A 15,156-nucleotide genomic window follows, 5' to 3' on the forward strand; every position below is an offset into this window, starting at 1 on the left:
CGATGGACCTGAATATCTTTCTCGTGCTTCTGGAAGACGGGATCGCGAACGGCGCGATTTACGCGCTTTTGGCCGTCACAATGGTTCTCGTCTTCACCACCACGCGCATCCTGTTCGTGGCGCAGGGCGAGTTCGTCACATTCGCTGCGCTGACCTTCGCCAGCTTCCAGATCGGCGCGGTTCCCCAGATCGTCTGGCTGCTTGGGATCTTCGCGGTGGCGGCGACCGGCGTGGAGCTTTTCAATGCCGTCTCGGTCCGCAACTTCAGGCGCATCCCGGCGATCCTCGGGCTTTACCTCGCCGTTCCCTTCGTGCTGATAGCCGTCTCCATCTGGCTGGCGCCGCTCAAGGCGCCGGCGATCGTGCAGGCGGCGGTGTCCGTCGCCATCGTCACCGTGCTCGGCCCGCTGGTGTACCGGATCGCCTTCCAGCCGGTGTCCAACGCGTCGGTTCGCCTGTTGTTCGTGATCGCCATCGCGCTGCATTTCATCCTGCAGGGCTTCGGTCTGCTGTTTTTCGGGGCCGAGGGCTTCCGCGTCGAGCCGATGATCGATGCGGGCTTCGACGTCGGCATGCTCCACGTCAAGGGACAGGTCGTCCTGATCATCGCGACGCTCGCGGTGTTCACCACGGCGCTCTATGCGTTCTTCGAGTTCACCACGCCGGGCAAGGCGTTGCGTGCCACCGCGATCAACCGCGTCGGAGCCCGCATCGTCGGCATCAAGCCGGATCTCGCCGGCAAGCTCGCCTTCCTGCTGACCGCATTCATCGGCGGCGTTTCGGGCGTGCTGATCGTCAGTTCGACGACGATCTACTACGACTCCGGCCTGCTGATCGGCCTCAAGGCGGTGCTCGGCGCGATCTGCGGCGCGATGCTGAGCTATCCGATGGCGATCATCGGCTCGATCGGCGTCGGCATCCTTGAAGGATTCGGTGCGTTCTGGGCGAGCGCCTTTACCGAAGCAATCGTGTTCTCGGCCCTGATTCCCGTGCTGCTCTGGCTGTCGTTCCGTGCGGCGCCGACCGAAGAAGGGCATGAGCTGTGAGGGTCTGGGCTCTCGTTCCGCTGCTGCTCCTCGCGGTCGCGCCGTGGCTGCTGCCGGCGTTCTACGTCACGCTGGCGAACTACGTGGCGCTGTCCGCAATCGTCGTGCTCGGTCTGGTGCTGCTCGGTGGCGCCGGCGGCCTGATGTCCTTCGGCCAGGCCGCCTTTGTCGGCGTCGGTGCTTACACCACCGGCTATCTGACGCTGGCGCACGGGATGTCGCCGTGGCTGACGCTGCCAATTGCGCTGGCGGTGACGGGTGTGCTCGCGCTGCTGCTCGGCGTCATGACGCTGCGGCTCACGGGGCATTACCTGCCGATCGGGACGCTCGGCTGGGGCGTCAGCTTCTACTATATTTTCGCCAATATCCCGGCGCTCGGCCAGCATGACGGCTTGTCGAACATTCCGCCGCTGTCGATCTTCGGCATCGATCTGAACACCAACGAGACGTTTTTCTATCTGACCTGGGCGGTCGTCGTCCTGGGCGTGGTGTCGATCTCGAATATCCTCGATTCCCGTTTCGGGCGCGCCGTCCGCTCCGGCGGGCGCACGACGCCGATGGCGGAGGCGCTCGGCGTCGATACCACGCGCGTCGGCATGGCGATTTTCGTCTACGCGGCGCTGCTGGCCGCTTTGTCCGGCTGGCTCTACGCGCATTATCTGCGGTTCGTGAACCCGACCCCGTTCAACCTGACGGTCAGCATCGAATACTTCTTCATGGCCGTGATCGGCGGCGTCACCAGCATCCCCGGCGCGATCATCGGCACCGGGTTCTACATCATCGGCAAGCAGTGGCTGCAGACGCTGATCCCGGCGATCACCGGGCGGGTGGGGCAATTCGACGTCATTATTTTCGGCCTCATCGTCATCGGCCTGCTGCATTACGCGCGGCAGGGCCTTGGGCCGTCGCTGCTGGCGCTGTTCGGCCATCGCGCGTATTTCCGGCATACCGTGGAAGCGGCCGAGCGGCTGCCGCATCGCAGGCAGCCGGCGGCGGGCGCCGAGATTCTCAAGATCGAGAAGGCCCGCAAGAATTTCGGCGGCCTCGCCGCCGTCAACGACATCTCTTTCTCGGTCAAAGCCGGCGAGATCGTCGCGCTGATCGGCCCGAACGGCGCCGGCAAGACGACGATGTTCAATCTCATCACCGGCGTGTTGCGCCGGACCTCCGGCGCCATCGCGTTCTGCGGCGAGGAGATCGACCATCTCCATTCGCGCGACGTGCTCCGCCGCGGCATCACCCGCACGTTCCAGCATGCACTGCTGCGGCCGACCATGACGGTGCTGGAGAACGTCGCGCTCGGCGCGCATACGCGCGGCTCGTCCGGTCTGGTGCGCGCGGCGCTGCGGCTCGACCGTCAGGAGGAGCGCCGGCTGCTCCACGAGGCGATGGTGCAGCTCGAGCGCGTCGGCCTGGCCGACCAGAGCAACACGCCCGCCGACAGCCTGCCGCTCGGCAAGCAGCGGCTCGTCGAGATCGCCCGCGCGCTCGCCAGCGATCCGATCCTGCTGCTGCTCGACGAGCCGGCGGCCGGCCTGCGCTATGAGGAGAAGGTCATCCTCGCGCGGCTGTGCAGCGACCTGCGCGCCGAAGGCATGACGCTGCTGCTCGTCGAGCACGACATGGATTTCGTCATGAACCTCGCCGACCGGGTGGTGGTGATGGATTTCGGCGTCAAGATCGCCGAGGGCACCCCGGAGGTCGTGCAGGCCGATCCGCGCGTCATCGAGGCCTATCTCGGCGGAGTGAACGAATGAACGCCCTCGAAGCGCGCAATCTCACCGTCGGCTACGGCAAGGCCGTGGTGCTGCGCGACATCGGCATCGAGGTGAAGGAGGGCTCGATCGTCTCTCTGGTCGGGCCGAACGGCGCGGGCAAGACCACGCTGCTGCTTGCGCTGACCGGCCTGCTGCCCTCGACCGGCGCGATTTCGTATTTCGGCGAGCCGCTTGCGACCGTGAGCGTCGAGGACCGGGTCGCCCGCGGCCTGTGTCTCGTGCCGGAACGCCGCGAGCTGTTCGGCGACATGTCGGTCGCCGACAATCTCGAGCTTGGCAATTTCAGCCGCTGGGTGCGCGGCGAGCGCGATACGAAGAAGACGATGGCCGAGGTGTTCGACCGTTTCCCGCGCCTGCGCGAACGACTCGACAAACATGCGAGCACGCTGTCCGGCGGCGAGCGACAGATGCTGGCGCTCGGCCGGGCGCTGATGGCGCGGCCGCGCCTCCTGCTGCTGGACGAGCCGAGCCTCGGCCTTGCGCCGCTCATCGTCCGCGAGATCTTCCGCATCATCTCGCATCTCCGCGACGGCGGCGTGTCGCTGCTGGTCGTCGAGCAGAACGCGCGCGCCGCGCTCGAAGTGTCGGACTACGCCTATGTGCTGGAGAACGGCAGCATTTCGCTGCAGGGACCGGCGAAGGAACTCGCCGGCAATCCGAAGGTGATCGATACCTATCTCGGCCGCCGCAAGGCGAATTGAATGGCGGAGAGGGCGCGATGTTGACCGCAGCGGATATCGAAACGGCGGCCGGCCGCCTTCACACGGCGGAGCGCAGCCGCCGTCAGATCGGCCATCTGTCGCTCGAATTCCCGTCCATCACGATGGCCGAAGCCTATGCGATCCAGAAATCCTGGGTAGCGCTGAAGCTCGCGGAGGGCCGCGTCGTGCGCGGTCACAAGATCGGGCTGACCTCGCGGGCGATGCAGATATCCTCGCAGATCGATGAGCCGGACTACGGCGTGCTGCTCGACGACATGTTCTTCGCAGCGGGTTCCGAAATCCCGTTCGAGCGCTTCATCGAGCCGCGCGTCGAGGTGGAGCTTGCGTTCATTCTGGGGAAACCGCTGCGCGGGCCGGATTGCACGCTGACCGACGTGCTGGCGGCGACCGACTATGTCGTGCCGGCCATCGAAATCATCGATGCGCGAATTCATCGGGCCGACCCGGCGACGAAGAAGCCGCGCAAGGTGTTCGACACCATCGCCGACAATGCCGCCAATGCGGGCATCGTGCTCGGCGGCCGGCCGGTCAAACCCGGCGAGGTCGATCTCTGCTGGGTTTCGGCGCTTTGCTACAAGAACTCCGAGATCGAGGAGTCCGGCGTCGCGGCCGCCGTCCTCAACCACCCGGGCAACGGCATCGCCTGGCTTGCCAACAAGCTCGCGCCGCATGGCGTGACGCTGGAAGCGGGAGAGGTGGTGCTGGCCGGCTCGTTTACCCGGCCCGTGTCCGCCGCGCCCGGCGACGTTTTTCATGTCGACTACGGGCCGCTCGGCGCGGTGGCATTCCGCTTCTCGAAAGCCGCGTGACGCGTCAGCTGCGCCGCGCGCGGAGCGCCTCATAGTCGGCCACCAGACGGTCGACGATCGCGGCGACGGGCTCGACGGCATGGACAGCACCGACCGCCTGACCGGCGCCCCAGATGTTCTTCCAGGGCTTGGCGCTGTCGGTGGTGGTGAAATCCATCTTGCGCTCGGATTTGAGGTCGTCGCGCTTGAAGCCTGCGGCCTCAAGGCTCGGCCACATCCAGTTTGCCGGTACGCCGGTCACGCAGGCGCTGGTCACGATGTCTTCCATCGTGACGGCGATTGTCATCTCCTTGCGGGCCGCGTCGCCGAGGCTTTCCTGCGAAGCGATGAAGCGGGTGCCCATATAGGCGAAGTCCGCCCCGAGCGCTTGCGCGGCGAGCACGCTCGCCGCGTTGGCGATGCCGCCGGACAGCACCACCGGCCCGTCCCAGAACTCCCGCACCGCGCCCATGAAAGCGAAGGGGCTGTAGGAGCCGGTATGCCCGCCGGCGCCCGCGCAAACGAGCACGAGGCCGTCCGCGCCGGCCTCGACCGCCTTGCGGGCCAGCGTCGGCGTCGTCACGTCGGCAAAGACGAGGCCGCCATAGCCGTGCACCGTGTCGAGCACCGGCGCAGGCGAGCCGAGTGCGGTGATCAGCAGCGGCGGCTTGTGCCGCGCGACGATGGCGAGTTCGTCGCTGAACCGCGCATAGGCGCGGTTGGTGATCATGTTCATCGACCACGGCGCGGTGTCGCGGCACCGTTCCGCGATGGTCGCGCACCATTCGTCGAGCGCCTCGATCGTCCGGGCATTGGCGGCGGGAAAGCATCCTATGATACCGGCCTTGCAGGCGGCGCAGACCAGCTCGATGCCTGAAATCAGGAACATCGGCGCCGCGATCACCGGAATGCGGGTGCGTGCTTTCAGTGCATCGATGGTTCGGGATACGGACATGGCGGGGGCAGATCGGGCTTTATCCATACATAACTGTATGGTATTGCCTCGAACCGCTCAAGTTCTAAGATGAGCCGGCTCAACCCGCTTTTCCACCCGCGCACCGCAATCGTCCCGATCGATGATCGAACAGCAACATCATCCTGCCTGGTTTGATCCGGGGCCGATCGCGCGGGAGGGCGCGGTCGTCCCGGCGATCCTGCAACGCTGGTCGCGCGAGCGGCCCGGCGCGCTCTGCGTGCGCTTCGATGACGGCAGTCAGTGGACCTATGACGAGGCGTGGAACATCTCGCGCACGGTCGCCGGCGGGCTTCAGCGGCTGGGCGTTGCCAGGGGCGATATCGTGCTGGTCTGGCTGCCGAACGGTCCGTCGCTGATGCGCGCATGGTTCGGCCTCAATGCGCTCGGCGCGGTCTACACGCCGATGAATGTCGCGTTGCGCGGCGGCATGCTCGAGCACGTCATCCGCAATTCCGGCGCCACCACGCTGATCGTGCATCACGAACTGGTCGCGCGGCTCGAGTCGCTTGATATCTCGGGTCTGCGCCAGGTCGTCGTGTGCGGCGGCAAGGATGTCGCGCTGAGCAAGAACGTCGCCTTGCTGCCCGAGGTAGAATTGACGCAGGGCCCGCCGGCCGCCGAATTGCCGGATCTCGAACCGGGCGACATCGCGGCGGTGCTCTATACCTCGGGCACGACCGGCCTGTCGAAAGGCGTGCTGGTGCCTTACGCACAGCTCGCGGTCGCCGGGCAGGCGGCGCATGGCTATCTGCGGGCGAACGACCGCATCTACATCTTCACGCCGCTGTTCCACACGGTCGGCATGTCGGGCGTCTACGCCACGCTCAACAAGGGAGCCTGCTTCCACCTCGCCGAGAGCTTCCATGCCCGTACCTTCTGGCAGGACATCAAGGATGCCGGCTGCAACCGCATTCTCGGCCTTATCAGCTCGATGACGAGTTATCTCGCCAAGACGTCACCGGAAGGCGAGGCGTGTCCGTTCGATTTCGCGATGATGTCGCCGATCACCGCCGACACCGCGGCCTTTGCGAAGGCGAGGGGCTTCGATTACTTCGCCGCCTACAGCATGACGGAAGTGTCGGTGCCGATTATTTCGGCGGTCAACTCCACGGTGTTCGGAAGCTGCGGCCGGCCGCGCAGCGGCATCGAATGCCGGGTCGTCGATGCGGCCGACAATGAGGTTGCGCCCGGCGAGATCGGCGAACTTGCGCTGCGCAGCGATCTGCCCTGGACCATGAATGCCGGCTACCTGAACGACGACGCGGCGACCGCGCATGCGTGGCGTAACGGCTGGTTTCACACCGGCGATGCGTTCCGGCAGGACGCCGACGGCAATTTCTACTTCGTCGACCGCCTGAAGGACGCGATCCGCCGCCGCGGCGAGAACGTTTCGTCCATCGAGGTAGAGCTGGAAATCGCCGCGTTTCCGGGTGTCATGGAGGTCGCGGTGGTCGGCGTGCCGTCCGGGCATGGCGACGATGAGGTTCTTGCGATCGTCGCTGCGGCGGCCGGAACCGAGATCGATCCGGCCGATCTCATCTCGTTTCTAGTCGAGCGGCTGCCGCATTTCGCGGTGCCGCGGTTCGTGCGCACGCTCGGGAGCCTGCCCAAGACGCCGACCGGAAAGATCAAAAAGCACGAGCTTCGCGAGGAAGGACTGGCGGCGGAGATATGGGACCGCGAGGCTCACGGCATCCACATCAGGCGCCGCGAGTTGTCGTAGCTGGGGCGGGTTACCGCTCGCGGGGTTCCGCGGCGCGGACCAGCTGACGCAGCGCGCCCTCAGTCGCGCCGAGTTTCTTGTCGAACAGGTGGGACTGCGCCATCAGAAAGCGGGACCGGCATTCGTAGATCTGCTGGTCGGTCAGGACTTCGCGCAGCAGCGACTCGCCGAGCGTGTAGGCGTAACCCATCAGCGACCAGTGCGAGGCTTCGGTCTTCGGCATGCCGGCGTCGAGCAGCAGACTGGTGGTGAACTTGAGCCGCTCGTCGTCGACCCGGTCGACCGCCTTGCGCGCGAGTTTGTCGCGCATCGCCCAGGCGCGCACCGCCAATTCGAAGGCGGCCGCCTCGCTGGAGGTTCGTGTCCGTGGCGGCAGCATGCGCAGCCGGACCAGCCGCTCGAGCGGAGCCAGCGACTTGTTCTGATGGATGCGTTCGACGATCCGGCGGGTCTGGTGCTGGCGCCAGGTCTCCAGAATGGCGGTCAGCAGCTCACGGCGGCTCTTGAAGTGCCAGTAGAAGCTGCCGCGGCTGACGGCGATGCTGTCGGCGAGCGGCTCGATGCGGACGGCGTCGACCCCGTGCTTGATCAGCCGGTCGATCGCGGCATCGATCCAGTCCTGTCTGGTCAGCCGCTTCTTTCGTGCAGTTTTCGCCATGTCAGCCCCGATTCCAGTGGCGATCGCTCGCCCGGCGCGACCATAGGATACGCCGCGTCATTTATATACCCCTCCGTATTGCGGCGGCCGATTTGCCTGTGCGTGGTCATGACAGCGGCAGCCGTCCGCGAGCGACATTGGAATTGGTGTCGTTTGATGGGACAGGTGCGCCGGCTCGCCGCAGGCATTGTTTCGGTCCCGTCACCGGGGTAGACGACTTGCCAATGACGTCGCCGAAGCGGAACCGAAATCGGTCCGGCCCGGCGTCACAAATGGACGTTGCGAGATCAAGTGACTGAAGCGTTGCACCAGATCGATCGGGCGGGCGGGCGGCGCTTTTCCGTCGCGCCGATGATGGACTGGACCGACCGTCACTGCCGGTTCTTTCATCGGCTTCTGACGCGGCGCACGCTGCTCTATACCGAAATGCTGACGACGGGCGCGGTGCTGCACGGCGACCGTGCGCGGCTTCTGGGTTTCGATGCGTTCGAGCAGCCGGTCGCGCTTCAGCTCGGCGGTTGTGATCCGCGCGAGCTTGCCGAAGCCGCGCGGATCGGCGAGGGCTTCGGCTACGTCGAGATCAATCTCAACGTCGGCTGTCCGTCGGACCGCGTGCAGGAAGGGCGCTTCGGCGCCTGCCTCATGCTGGAGCCGGCGCTGGTCGCCGAGGGCGTTGCTGCGATGAGGCGGGCGGTAGGCGTTCCCGTCACCGTGAAATGCCGGATCGGCGTCGACGATCAGGATCCCGAGCGGTCGCTTTTTACATTTGCCGAGCGGGTGAAAGCGGCCGGCGCCGACGCGCTGATCGTTCACGCGCGCAAGGCGTGGCTGAAGGGACTGTCGCCGCGCGAGAACCGCGACGTGCCGCCGCTCGACTACGCGCTGGTGCATCGGCTCAAGGCCGCGCATCCGGACTTCGAGATCATCATCAATGGCGGCATCACCAGTCTGGAACAGTCCCGCGAGCATCTCGCCCATGTCGACGGCGTGATGATGGGACGTGCCGCCTATCAGGAGCCGTGGCGGCTTCTTGCCGTCGATCGTGTCTTGTTCGGCGGCGAAGCGCCGTTTCGCTCTGCGAAAGACGCAGCTCTGGCATTCGTTCCTTACATTGAGCGGCAACTTGCCGAGGGCATGAAACTTCACGCAATGACGCGTCACATGCTCGGCCTTTTCCGCGCCGTTCCGGGCGCGCGCGCGTTCCGGCGTCACCTCAGCGTCGAGGGTGTGAAGGCCAATGCCGATGCGCGGGTTCTCGCCGATGCGCTGGCGATGGTGCTGGACAGCGACGCCGATATGGCGCACATCGCTGCCTGACGCCTTGATTTCCCCGGAGCGCCAATGTTGCTGGGAATGCCGCTGAGCGAGGTCGCTTGGCTCGTGCTGCTCATCGTCTGCGGCGGCGCGCTGGTCGGCCTGCTTTCGGGCGTGTTCGGCATCGGGGGCGGAGCCGTCATCGTTCCGGTGCTGTTCGAGGTGTTCCGCGTCCTCGGCGTGCCGGACGATCTGCGCTTTCAGGCCTGCATCGGCACCTCGCTCGCGATCATCGTGCCGACCACCATCCGCTCTTATCTCGCGCATAAGGCGCGCGGCGCCGTGCTCGAGGACGTGGTGCGGATCTGGCGGGTGCCGTCGCTGATCGGTGTTGCGGTGGGTGCGTTGGCTGCGGCGTTCGCGCCGTCTGCGGTGTTCAAGATCACCTTTGCGATCTTTGCGGCGTTCATCGCAATCCGCATGCTGGCGGGCGGCGACCGCTGGTCGCTCGGCCAAGATTTGCCCGGCCGTGGCGTGCTGAATTTTTTCGGATTCCTGACCGGATTGGTGTCGTCGCTGGTCGGCGTTAGCGGCGGCGCGATTTCCAACGCGGTGATTACGCTTTATGGGCGACCGATGCAGCAGGCGGTCGCGACCTCGGCAGGCGTCGGCGTGCCGATTACCATTGCCGGTACCGTCGGCTACATCATCGCCGGCTGGCCGCACATGGGCGAACTTCCGCCGCTCTCGGTCGGCTATGTCTCGTTGATCGGCGTTGCGCTGATGGCGCCGGTGTCGAGTTATACCGCAAGTTTCGGCGTGCGGCTGGCGCATTGGATGCCGCGCCGTACACTTGAGATCGCCTTCGGTCTCTTTCTCGCGGTTGTATCGCTGCGTTTTCTCGTCACGCTGTTCTAGAGTGACCGCCCGCTACGGATAGCCTCGCAACAGCAGCTTGTTGCCACGGACCTCCCAGCTTTCGAGCCGGTTCAGAAAGGTCATACCGAGCAGATTGCTTTTGAGTTGGCCGGGACGGGCGACCAGCGCCGGCACCGAATGTTCGGTCAGTCCGCCGACCGCGATGCTGTCGATGACGACAGGCGCGGCGGAAGTGCGGCCATTCGCGGTGTCGACATTGACCGAATAGCTCAGCACTTCGAGCGGCAGTCCCGCGGCTTTTGCCGCTTCATGCGTCAGCACCACGGAGCTTGCGCCCGTATCGAGCACCATTCCGATTCGGGCCTTGTTGATGCGCGTCGAAACGGGAAAGTCGCCGGCCTGTCCGCGCAAGATCTCGACGACATGGCCATGCGTGGTGGCGCGTCCCGGGATCAGCTCTGCAAGGATGCGGTCACCGGCCTCGCGCAACTCGCCGCGATAGGTATAGGCGACCACCAGCATGAGAGCGACGACGCCCCAGAACAGCAGGGCCTCGATCGCGCGCGAAAGTTTGTCTCGGTAGGTCGCGAGCAGCAGACCGCCGACGAACACGGCCGTCGCGACCTTGAGCAGCAGCGTATCGAAGTCGCGCCGCAGCAGGTGGGCGATGGGGTCGGCCTCGCTGCCGGCAATGACGATGACCAGCGACAACGCCGCGCCCAGCACGAGGAACCAAAGGAGGCGGCGGCTCACCGGATTACTCCGTGGCGGCCGCAGCCGCTTCGCGGCCTGTACGGCGCGCCGGCAGTTTCGCCATCACGTCGGCGCGCTCGGCTGCGGTCATGCTGCCCCAGCGGGCGATTTCGTCGACCGTCCTGCCGCAGCCGATGCATTGGCTGCGTCCGGCGTCGAGCGTGCAGATCTTGGTGCAAGGCGTTTCGATCGTGGTCATCGGCGTGGGGATGGTGATTCTGGAGCGAAGATAGGGTGCGCCGCAAAGAACGCAAACGCAGCCGCTTGCGCCGATTGTCGCGTCAGGTGCCGGCCCGGAACAGCGGGCGTTTCAGGACATTGTGGCGCTCGGCGCGGGCCGCCTCGTCCTGATGCGGCTGGATCGGCGGCGCCTGGTTGACCGGCGCCATCGCCGCGACCACGCGCTCCGGCGGGAAGGTGCAGATGACCTCGGTGCCGATGCGCAGCTTCGAGCGCAGCGTAAAGGTGCCGCCGTGCATCTCGATCAGGCTCTTGGCGATCGGCAGGCCGAGGCCGGCGCCCTGTTCGGCGGACTTGATCGAGTTGGAGCCCTGGCCGAACGACGACAGCACGACCGGGATCTCTTCCTCCGGGATGCCGGCGCCGGAGTCCTTGCAGGTCATGTATTGCCCGCCCGAGGCGGTCCAGCCGACCTTGAGCCAGATCTCGCCGCCCTGCGGCGTGAACTTGATGGCGTTCGACAGCAGGTTCAAGCAGACCTGACGGACCGCGCGCTCGTCGGCCCAGAGATTCGGCAGATCGGGCTCAAAGGAGTCGTGAATGGCGATCCCGCGATTGCTGGCGCGCAGCTTCAGGAGGTGGTGGCAGTCCTCGACCACGGCGGTGAGCGACACCGAGCCTTCGTTCAGTTCGTAACGGCCGGCCTCGATGCGCGACAGATCGAGGATTTCGTTGATCAGGCCGAGCAGATGCACGCCGGAATTATGAATGTCGGAGGAATATTCCTTGTAGGCCGGCACCGCATGCGGACCGAACACTTCCGATTTCATCACCTCCGAGAAGCCGAGGATGGCGTTAAGCGGCGTGCGCAGCTCGTGGCTCATCTGGGCGAGGAAGCGCGACTTGGCGATGTTCGCCGCCTCCGCCTGGCCGCGCGCCTCGTCGGAAATCGCTTTCGCCTGCTCCAACTCGCCGATCAGCGCATCTTTTTCGGCGCGCGCGATCAGCGTCGCGAGTGTGGTCGAGTAGAGACGGTAGGCGAGCAGCGAGAAGTAGCCCTGCGCGGTCACCGCCATGCCGGCAAGAATGTAGTTGCGCAGCGAGGCGTGCAGCAGGAAGTCGAGCGCGACGGCGAACGTGACCGGGATCGTCGCGACCAGCACGGCCATCGGCAGGCTGGACGAGGTCATGCTGGCGACAGCGACGACCAGCAGCATGACGAACAGCATGAAGGTGCCGGAGCTTTCGTCGAGGCCGACCGGATTGATCAGCACGAACATCCAGGCGAGGCCCTGGAACAGATCGAGAATGACGAAGCGCATCCGCCATTTGCGCGTGTCCTGCTCGTTCGGCGTCTCCGCGAGGAACTGCCGGCACTTGTGCATGATGACCGCATGGATCAGCAGCACCGAGGCGGTCCACGCGCCGGCCATCACAGCGCCGGTCCACAGGCTCGACAGGAAGCCGACGGTGCAAACCAGCAGCAGGATCACGAGCGAGGCGGAGAGCCGGTTCTGCGCGTAATTGCGCAACAGCTCGAGATCGAACACCGGCCGCGTTCCGGTGGTCGAGGTCAGCCGGTCGCGGGCATCGCGCACATATTGCGCGGCCAGCCTGCGCCGCACCGGGGAGTGGTCGGAGGGAACGGCGAGATCGGATTTTTCGCTGGGAACCGGCATACGCGACGCAATACTCACACGGGGGCCGATCCCCAAACTCGCCTAAAACATTAAAGCCAAGCTTAACCGGGGGCTAAAATCGCTGGTTAACGAATGGCAGCGGTGTGGCCGCTGGTGGCCGCCGGATTGCACGGCGTCGGCCATTGGCCGAGCGCGCGGGCGTCTTGACCCGTCCGCGGGCGGCATGGTCGGCTTGGCGCCGGGCGCGGCCGCGAGACGAGGCCGTCGGAGGACTGGGAATGAAGCTCTATGACGGGGGAAAGGCGCCCAATCCGCGCCGGACCCGGGTTTTTCTCGCCGAGAAGGGCATCACGGTGCCGACCGAGCAGGTCGACATCATGGCGCAAGAACACAAGACGGCAGACTTCACCGCCAAAAACCCGCTGCAGCGGGTGCCGGTGCTTGACGACGGCACCTGCATTTCGGAGTCGATCGCGATCTGCCGCTATTTCGAGGCGCTGCGGCCGGAGCCGCCGCTGTTCGGGCAGGGCGCGCTCGAAGCCGCGATGGTGGAAATGTGGAACCGGCGCGCGGAACTCAATTTCCTCTTCATCGTCGCTCACGCCTTCCGTCACCTGCATCCGGTGATGAAGGATCTGGAAGTGCCGCAGATCCCGGAATGGGGTGAGGCCAACAAGCCGCGCGCGGTCGACTTCCTCCGTATCGTCGATCGCGAACTGGCGGATCGCGAATTCATCGCCGGCGACCGCTATACGGTGGCGGATATCACCACGATGGTCGGGTACGACTTTCTGAAAGTCGCGAAGATCGCAGTCCCGGACGAACTGCAGAACGTGCGGCGCTGGCACGCGGCGGTGTCCGCACGGCCGAGCGCACGCGCATGATCCCGAAAAGTGGGTGCCGGTTTTCGGACAAGATCATGCGCAAAAAAGAATTATCGTGATGAAGTTGAAGGTCATTGGCTCCGGTAACGCCTTCGGCTCGGGTGGGCGCACCAACACCTGCTTTTTTCTGGAAACCGCGAAGGCGACGCTGCTGATCGACTGCGGCGCTTCGGCCTTGCCGGCGCTGAAGGGGCAGGGCGTTCCACTCAACGACATCGACGGCGTCGTGCTGTCGCATCTGCACGGCGATCATTTCGGCGGCCTGCCGTTTTTCCTGCTCGACGCGCGCTTTCTCAGCAAGCGCGACAAGCCGCTGTTGATCGCCGGGCCGCCGGGGACGCGGGGGCGGCTGACCGCGGCGATGGAGGCGTTCTTTCCGAAATCGAGCACGTCGAAATGGAGCTTCGACTGGCGCGTCGAGGAGATCGCCGTCGGGGTGAAGGCCGATGTGCTGGGCCATACACTCGTCACCGCCGAGGTCATCCATCAGTCCGGCGCACCCTCGACCGCGCTGCGCCTGTCGGACGGCGAGAAGACTTTCGCCTATTCCGGCGACACCGAATGGACCGATGCGCTGCTGCCGATTGCGCGGGACGCCGACCTGTTCATCTGCGAATGCTATGCCTATGCCGGCAAGCTCAGCGGCCACATGAGCTGGGAGATTTTGAAGGATCGTCTCGGCGATCTCGGCGCGAAGCGCACCATGATCACCCACATGAACCCGACCATGCTGGCGAAGACCGAAGACGCAAAGGCCGCTGGCGTGCTGGTCGCCGCCGACGGCCTGACGCTCGAATTCTGAAACTCACGATTGTCATTCCGGACGTCACCATCGCGCGCCTAATGCGCGATGGTGGCGATCCGGAATCCGGAAATACGAAGGCGGTGAATTGCTCTGGATTCCGGGTTCGCGCGATAGCGCGTCAAAAATGCGCGTGAACGCGTTTGATGCGCGCGCCCCGGAATGACAGAAACGGTGTCTATTTGCGGTCGAGCCGAGCGATCAGGCTCGACGTATCCCAGCGGTTGCCGCCCATCGACTGCACTTCGGCATAGAATTGGTCGACCAATGCGGTGACCGGTAATTTCGCGCCGTTCTTGCGCGCTTCGCCGAGGCAGATGCCGAGGTCCTTGCGCATCCAGTCGACCGCGAAACCGAAATCGAACTTGTCCTCGGCCATCGTCTTATAGCGGTTTTCCATCTGCCAGGACTGCGCGGCGCCCTTGGAAATCGTCGCAACCAGCTTCTCGATGTCGAGCCCGGCTTTCTTGGCGAAGTGCAGACCTTCGGACAGGCCCTGCACCAGACCGGCGATGCAGATCTGGTTGACCATCTTCGCGAGCTGGCCGGAGCCGGCCGGGCCCATCAGGTTGCAGGCGCGGGCGTAGGAGTCGATCACCGGCTTCGCCTTGGCGAACACCGCTTCATCGCCGCCGCACATCACGGTGAGCACGCCGTTCTCGGCGCCGGCCTGGCCGCCGGACACCGGCGCGTCGATGAACATGAAACCGCCGGCCTTGGCGGCGGCGGACAATTCGCGCGCGACTTCAGCCGAGGCGGTGGTGTGGTCGACGAAGGTGGTGCCTTTGCCCATCGCCTGAAAGGCGCCGTCCTTGCCGAGCGTGACTTCGCGCAGGTCGTCGTCGTTGCCGACGCAGCACATCACGAAGTCCTGCCCCTGCGCGGCGGCCTTCGGGGTGGGGGCGGCCTTGCCGCCGTATTGGGAGGCCCATTTCTCGGCCTTGGCGGCGGTGCGGTTGTAGACCGTGACCTCGTGGCCGCCCTTGTTTTTCAGGTGCCCGGCCATCGGATAGCCCATCACGCCGAGGCCCAGAAACGCCACTTTCGCCATTGTCGTCCTCCCGTTCATTTTT

15 protein-coding genes are annotated in these 15,156 nt (G+C 65.4%); 9 read left to right on the forward strand and 6 right to left on the reverse strand.

Annotated features, from left to right (window positions below; all coding sequences use genetic code 11):
• Window positions 1-2: 2 nt before the first annotated feature.
• The 4 genes from AB7F10_RS08005 to hpaH are packed head-to-tail and all read left to right on the forward strand — an operon-like array spanning window position 3 to window position 4,355.
• Window positions 3-1,046: a branched-chain amino acid ABC transporter permease gene (locus AB7F10_RS08005; protein WP_428587144.1), complete on the forward strand. Its 1,044-nt coding sequence runs from the start codon at window positions 3-5 to the stop codon at window positions 1,044-1,046.
• Window positions 1,043-2,803 (forward strand): ABC transporter permease subunit, encoded by a 1,761-nt coding sequence (locus tag AB7F10_RS08010; protein WP_428558822.1) that lies wholly within the window; start codon window positions 1,043-1,045, stop codon window positions 2,801-2,803. Before AB7F10_RS08005 ends, AB7F10_RS08010 begins: the two co-directional genes overlap by 4 nt.
• Entirely contained in the window at window positions 2,800-3,525 is a 726-nt protein-coding gene (locus AB7F10_RS08015; RefSeq protein WP_428558820.1) for an ABC transporter ATP-binding protein, read from the forward strand. The genes AB7F10_RS08010 and AB7F10_RS08015 overlap by 4 nt, the downstream gene beginning before the upstream one ends.
• Window positions 3,526-3,542: 17 nt before the next feature.
• The gene (gene hpaH, locus AB7F10_RS08020) at window positions 3,543-4,355 is read left to right on the forward strand and encodes a 2-oxo-hept-4-ene-1,7-dioate hydratase (protein WP_428558818.1); all 813 of its coding nucleotides are present in this window, start codon (window positions 3,543-3,545) and stop codon (window positions 4,353-4,355) included.
• Window positions 4,356-4,359: 4 nt separating this feature from the next.
• Here hpaH and AB7F10_RS08025 read toward each other — a convergent pair whose 3' ends face one another.
• Window positions 4,360-5,289 carry an NAD(P)H-dependent flavin oxidoreductase gene (locus tag AB7F10_RS08025; RefSeq protein WP_428558816.1) on the reverse strand — a complete coding sequence of 310 codons (930 nt, stop codon included), beginning with the start codon at window positions 5,287-5,289 and terminating at the stop codon, window positions 4,360-4,362.
• Window positions 5,290-5,410: 121 nt separating this feature from the next.
• Between AB7F10_RS08025 and AB7F10_RS08030 the strand changes: the two genes are divergently transcribed.
• Window positions 5,411-7,033, forward strand: a complete 1,623-nt coding sequence (locus AB7F10_RS08030) for an AMP-binding protein (RefSeq protein ID WP_428558814.1) — start codon at window positions 5,411-5,413, stop codon at window positions 7,031-7,033.
• A 10-nt stretch (window positions 7,034-7,043) separates the two neighbouring features.
• Here AB7F10_RS08030 and AB7F10_RS08035 read toward each other — a convergent pair whose 3' ends face one another.
• Window positions 7,044-7,691 carry a TetR/AcrR family transcriptional regulator gene (locus AB7F10_RS08035; RefSeq protein ID WP_428558811.1) on the reverse strand — a complete coding sequence of 216 codons (648 nt, stop codon included), beginning with the start codon at window positions 7,689-7,691 and terminating at the stop codon, window positions 7,044-7,046.
• A 351-nt stretch (window positions 7,692-8,042) separates the two neighbouring features.
• Between AB7F10_RS08035 and dusA the strand changes: the two genes are divergently transcribed.
• Both dusA and AB7F10_RS08045 read left to right on the forward strand, forming a co-directional pair.
• Window positions 8,043-9,008 carry a tRNA dihydrouridine(20/20a) synthase DusA gene (dusA, locus tag AB7F10_RS08040; protein ID WP_428559997.1) on the forward strand — a complete coding sequence of 322 codons (966 nt, stop codon included), beginning with the start codon at window positions 8,043-8,045 and terminating at the stop codon, window positions 9,006-9,008.
• A 24-nt stretch (window positions 9,009-9,032) separates the two neighbouring features.
• The gene (locus tag AB7F10_RS08045; protein WP_428558808.1) at window positions 9,033-9,863 is read left to right on the forward strand and encodes a sulfite exporter TauE/SafE family protein; all 831 of its coding nucleotides are present in this window, start codon (window positions 9,033-9,035) and stop codon (window positions 9,861-9,863) included.
• Between the two features lie 12 nt (window positions 9,864-9,875).
• Here AB7F10_RS08045 and AB7F10_RS08050 read toward each other — a convergent pair whose 3' ends face one another.
• From AB7F10_RS08050 to AB7F10_RS08060, 3 genes are all read right to left on the reverse strand, one after another.
• Window positions 9,876-10,577 (reverse strand): TIGR02281 family clan AA aspartic protease, encoded by a 702-nt coding sequence (locus tag AB7F10_RS08050; protein ID WP_428558805.1) that lies wholly within the window; start codon window positions 10,575-10,577, stop codon window positions 9,876-9,878.
• A 4-nt stretch (window positions 10,578-10,581) separates the two neighbouring features.
• The gene (locus AB7F10_RS08055; RefSeq protein WP_428558803.1) at window positions 10,582-10,776 is read right to left on the reverse strand and encodes a DUF1289 domain-containing protein; all 195 of its coding nucleotides are present in this window, start codon (window positions 10,774-10,776) and stop codon (window positions 10,582-10,584) included.
• Window positions 10,777-10,858: 82 nt separating this feature from the next.
• Window positions 10,859-12,436 (reverse strand): sensor histidine kinase, encoded by a 1,578-nt coding sequence (locus AB7F10_RS08060; protein ID WP_428558801.1) that lies wholly within the window; start codon window positions 12,434-12,436, stop codon window positions 10,859-10,861.
• 239 nt (window positions 12,437-12,675) lie between these two features.
• Between AB7F10_RS08060 and AB7F10_RS08065 the strand changes: the two genes are divergently transcribed.
• The gene (locus AB7F10_RS08065; RefSeq protein WP_428558799.1) at window positions 12,676-13,281 is read left to right on the forward strand and encodes a glutathione S-transferase; all 606 of its coding nucleotides are present in this window, start codon (window positions 12,676-12,678) and stop codon (window positions 13,279-13,281) included.
• Between the two features lie 58 nt (window positions 13,282-13,339).
• Window positions 13,340-14,083, forward strand: coding sequence for an MBL fold metallo-hydrolase (locus AB7F10_RS08070; RefSeq protein ID WP_428558797.1), 744 nt, complete (start codon window positions 13,340-13,342; stop codon window positions 14,081-14,083).
• 178 nt (window positions 14,084-14,261) lie between these two features.
• On the opposite strand, the gene AB7F10_RS08075 is transcribed toward AB7F10_RS08070, so the two are convergent.
• Window positions 14,262-15,134 (reverse strand): NAD(P)-dependent oxidoreductase, encoded by an 873-nt coding sequence (locus AB7F10_RS08075; RefSeq protein WP_428558795.1) that lies wholly within the window; start codon window positions 15,132-15,134, stop codon window positions 14,262-14,264.
• Window positions 15,135-15,156: the final 22 nt, after the last annotated feature.

The sequence above is a fragment of the Pseudolabrys sp. genome (genome assembly GCF_050250095.1).
Lineage (GTDB): Bacteria > Pseudomonadota > Alphaproteobacteria > Rhizobiales > Xanthobacteraceae > Pseudolabrys.

Bases quoted from the DNA above. Each gene is read 5' to 3' on its own strand.
- AB7F10_RS08015 (WP_428558820.1), top strand. From the start codon at position 2,800: ATGAACGCCCTCGAAGCGCGCAATCTCACCGTCGGCTACGGCAAGGCC.
- AB7F10_RS08035 (WP_428558811.1), bottom strand. From the start codon at position 7,691: ATGGCGAAAACTGCACGAAAGAAGCGGCTGACCAGACAGGACTGGATC.
- AB7F10_RS08075 (WP_428558795.1), bottom strand. From the start codon at position 15,134: ATGGCGAAAGTGGCGTTTCTGGGCCTCGGCGTGATGGGCTATCCGATG.
- AB7F10_RS08045 (WP_428558808.1), top strand. From the start codon at position 9,033: ATGTTGCTGGGAATGCCGCTGAGCGAGGTCGCTTGGCTCGTGCTGCTC.
- AB7F10_RS08025 (WP_428558816.1), bottom strand. From the start codon at position 5,289: ATGTCCGTATCCCGAACCATCGATGCACTGAAAGCACGCACCCGCATT.
- AB7F10_RS08070 (WP_428558797.1), top strand. From the start codon at position 13,340: ATGAAGTTGAAGGTCATTGGCTCCGGTAACGCCTTCGGCTCGGGTGGG.
- AB7F10_RS08060 (WP_428558801.1), bottom strand. From the start codon at position 12,436: ATGCCGGTTCCCAGCGAAAAATCCGATCTCGCCGTTCCCTCCGACCAC.
- dusA (WP_428559997.1), top strand. From the start codon at position 8,043: ATGATGGACTGGACCGACCGTCACTGCCGGTTCTTTCATCGGCTTCTG.
- AB7F10_RS08055 (WP_428558803.1), bottom strand. From the start codon at position 10,776: ATGACCACGATCGAAACGCCTTGCACCAAGATCTGCACGCTCGACGCC.
- hpaH (WP_428558818.1), top strand. From the start codon at position 3,543: ATGTTGACCGCAGCGGATATCGAAACGGCGGCCGGCCGCCTTCACACG.
- AB7F10_RS08065 (WP_428558799.1), top strand. From the start codon at position 12,676: ATGAAGCTCTATGACGGGGGAAAGGCGCCCAATCCGCGCCGGACCCGG.
- AB7F10_RS08005 (WP_428587144.1), top strand. From the start codon at position 3: ATGGACCTGAATATCTTTCTCGTGCTTCTGGAAGACGGGATCGCGAAC.
- AB7F10_RS08030 (WP_428558814.1), top strand. From the start codon at position 5,411: ATGATCGAACAGCAACATCATCCTGCCTGGTTTGATCCGGGGCCGATC.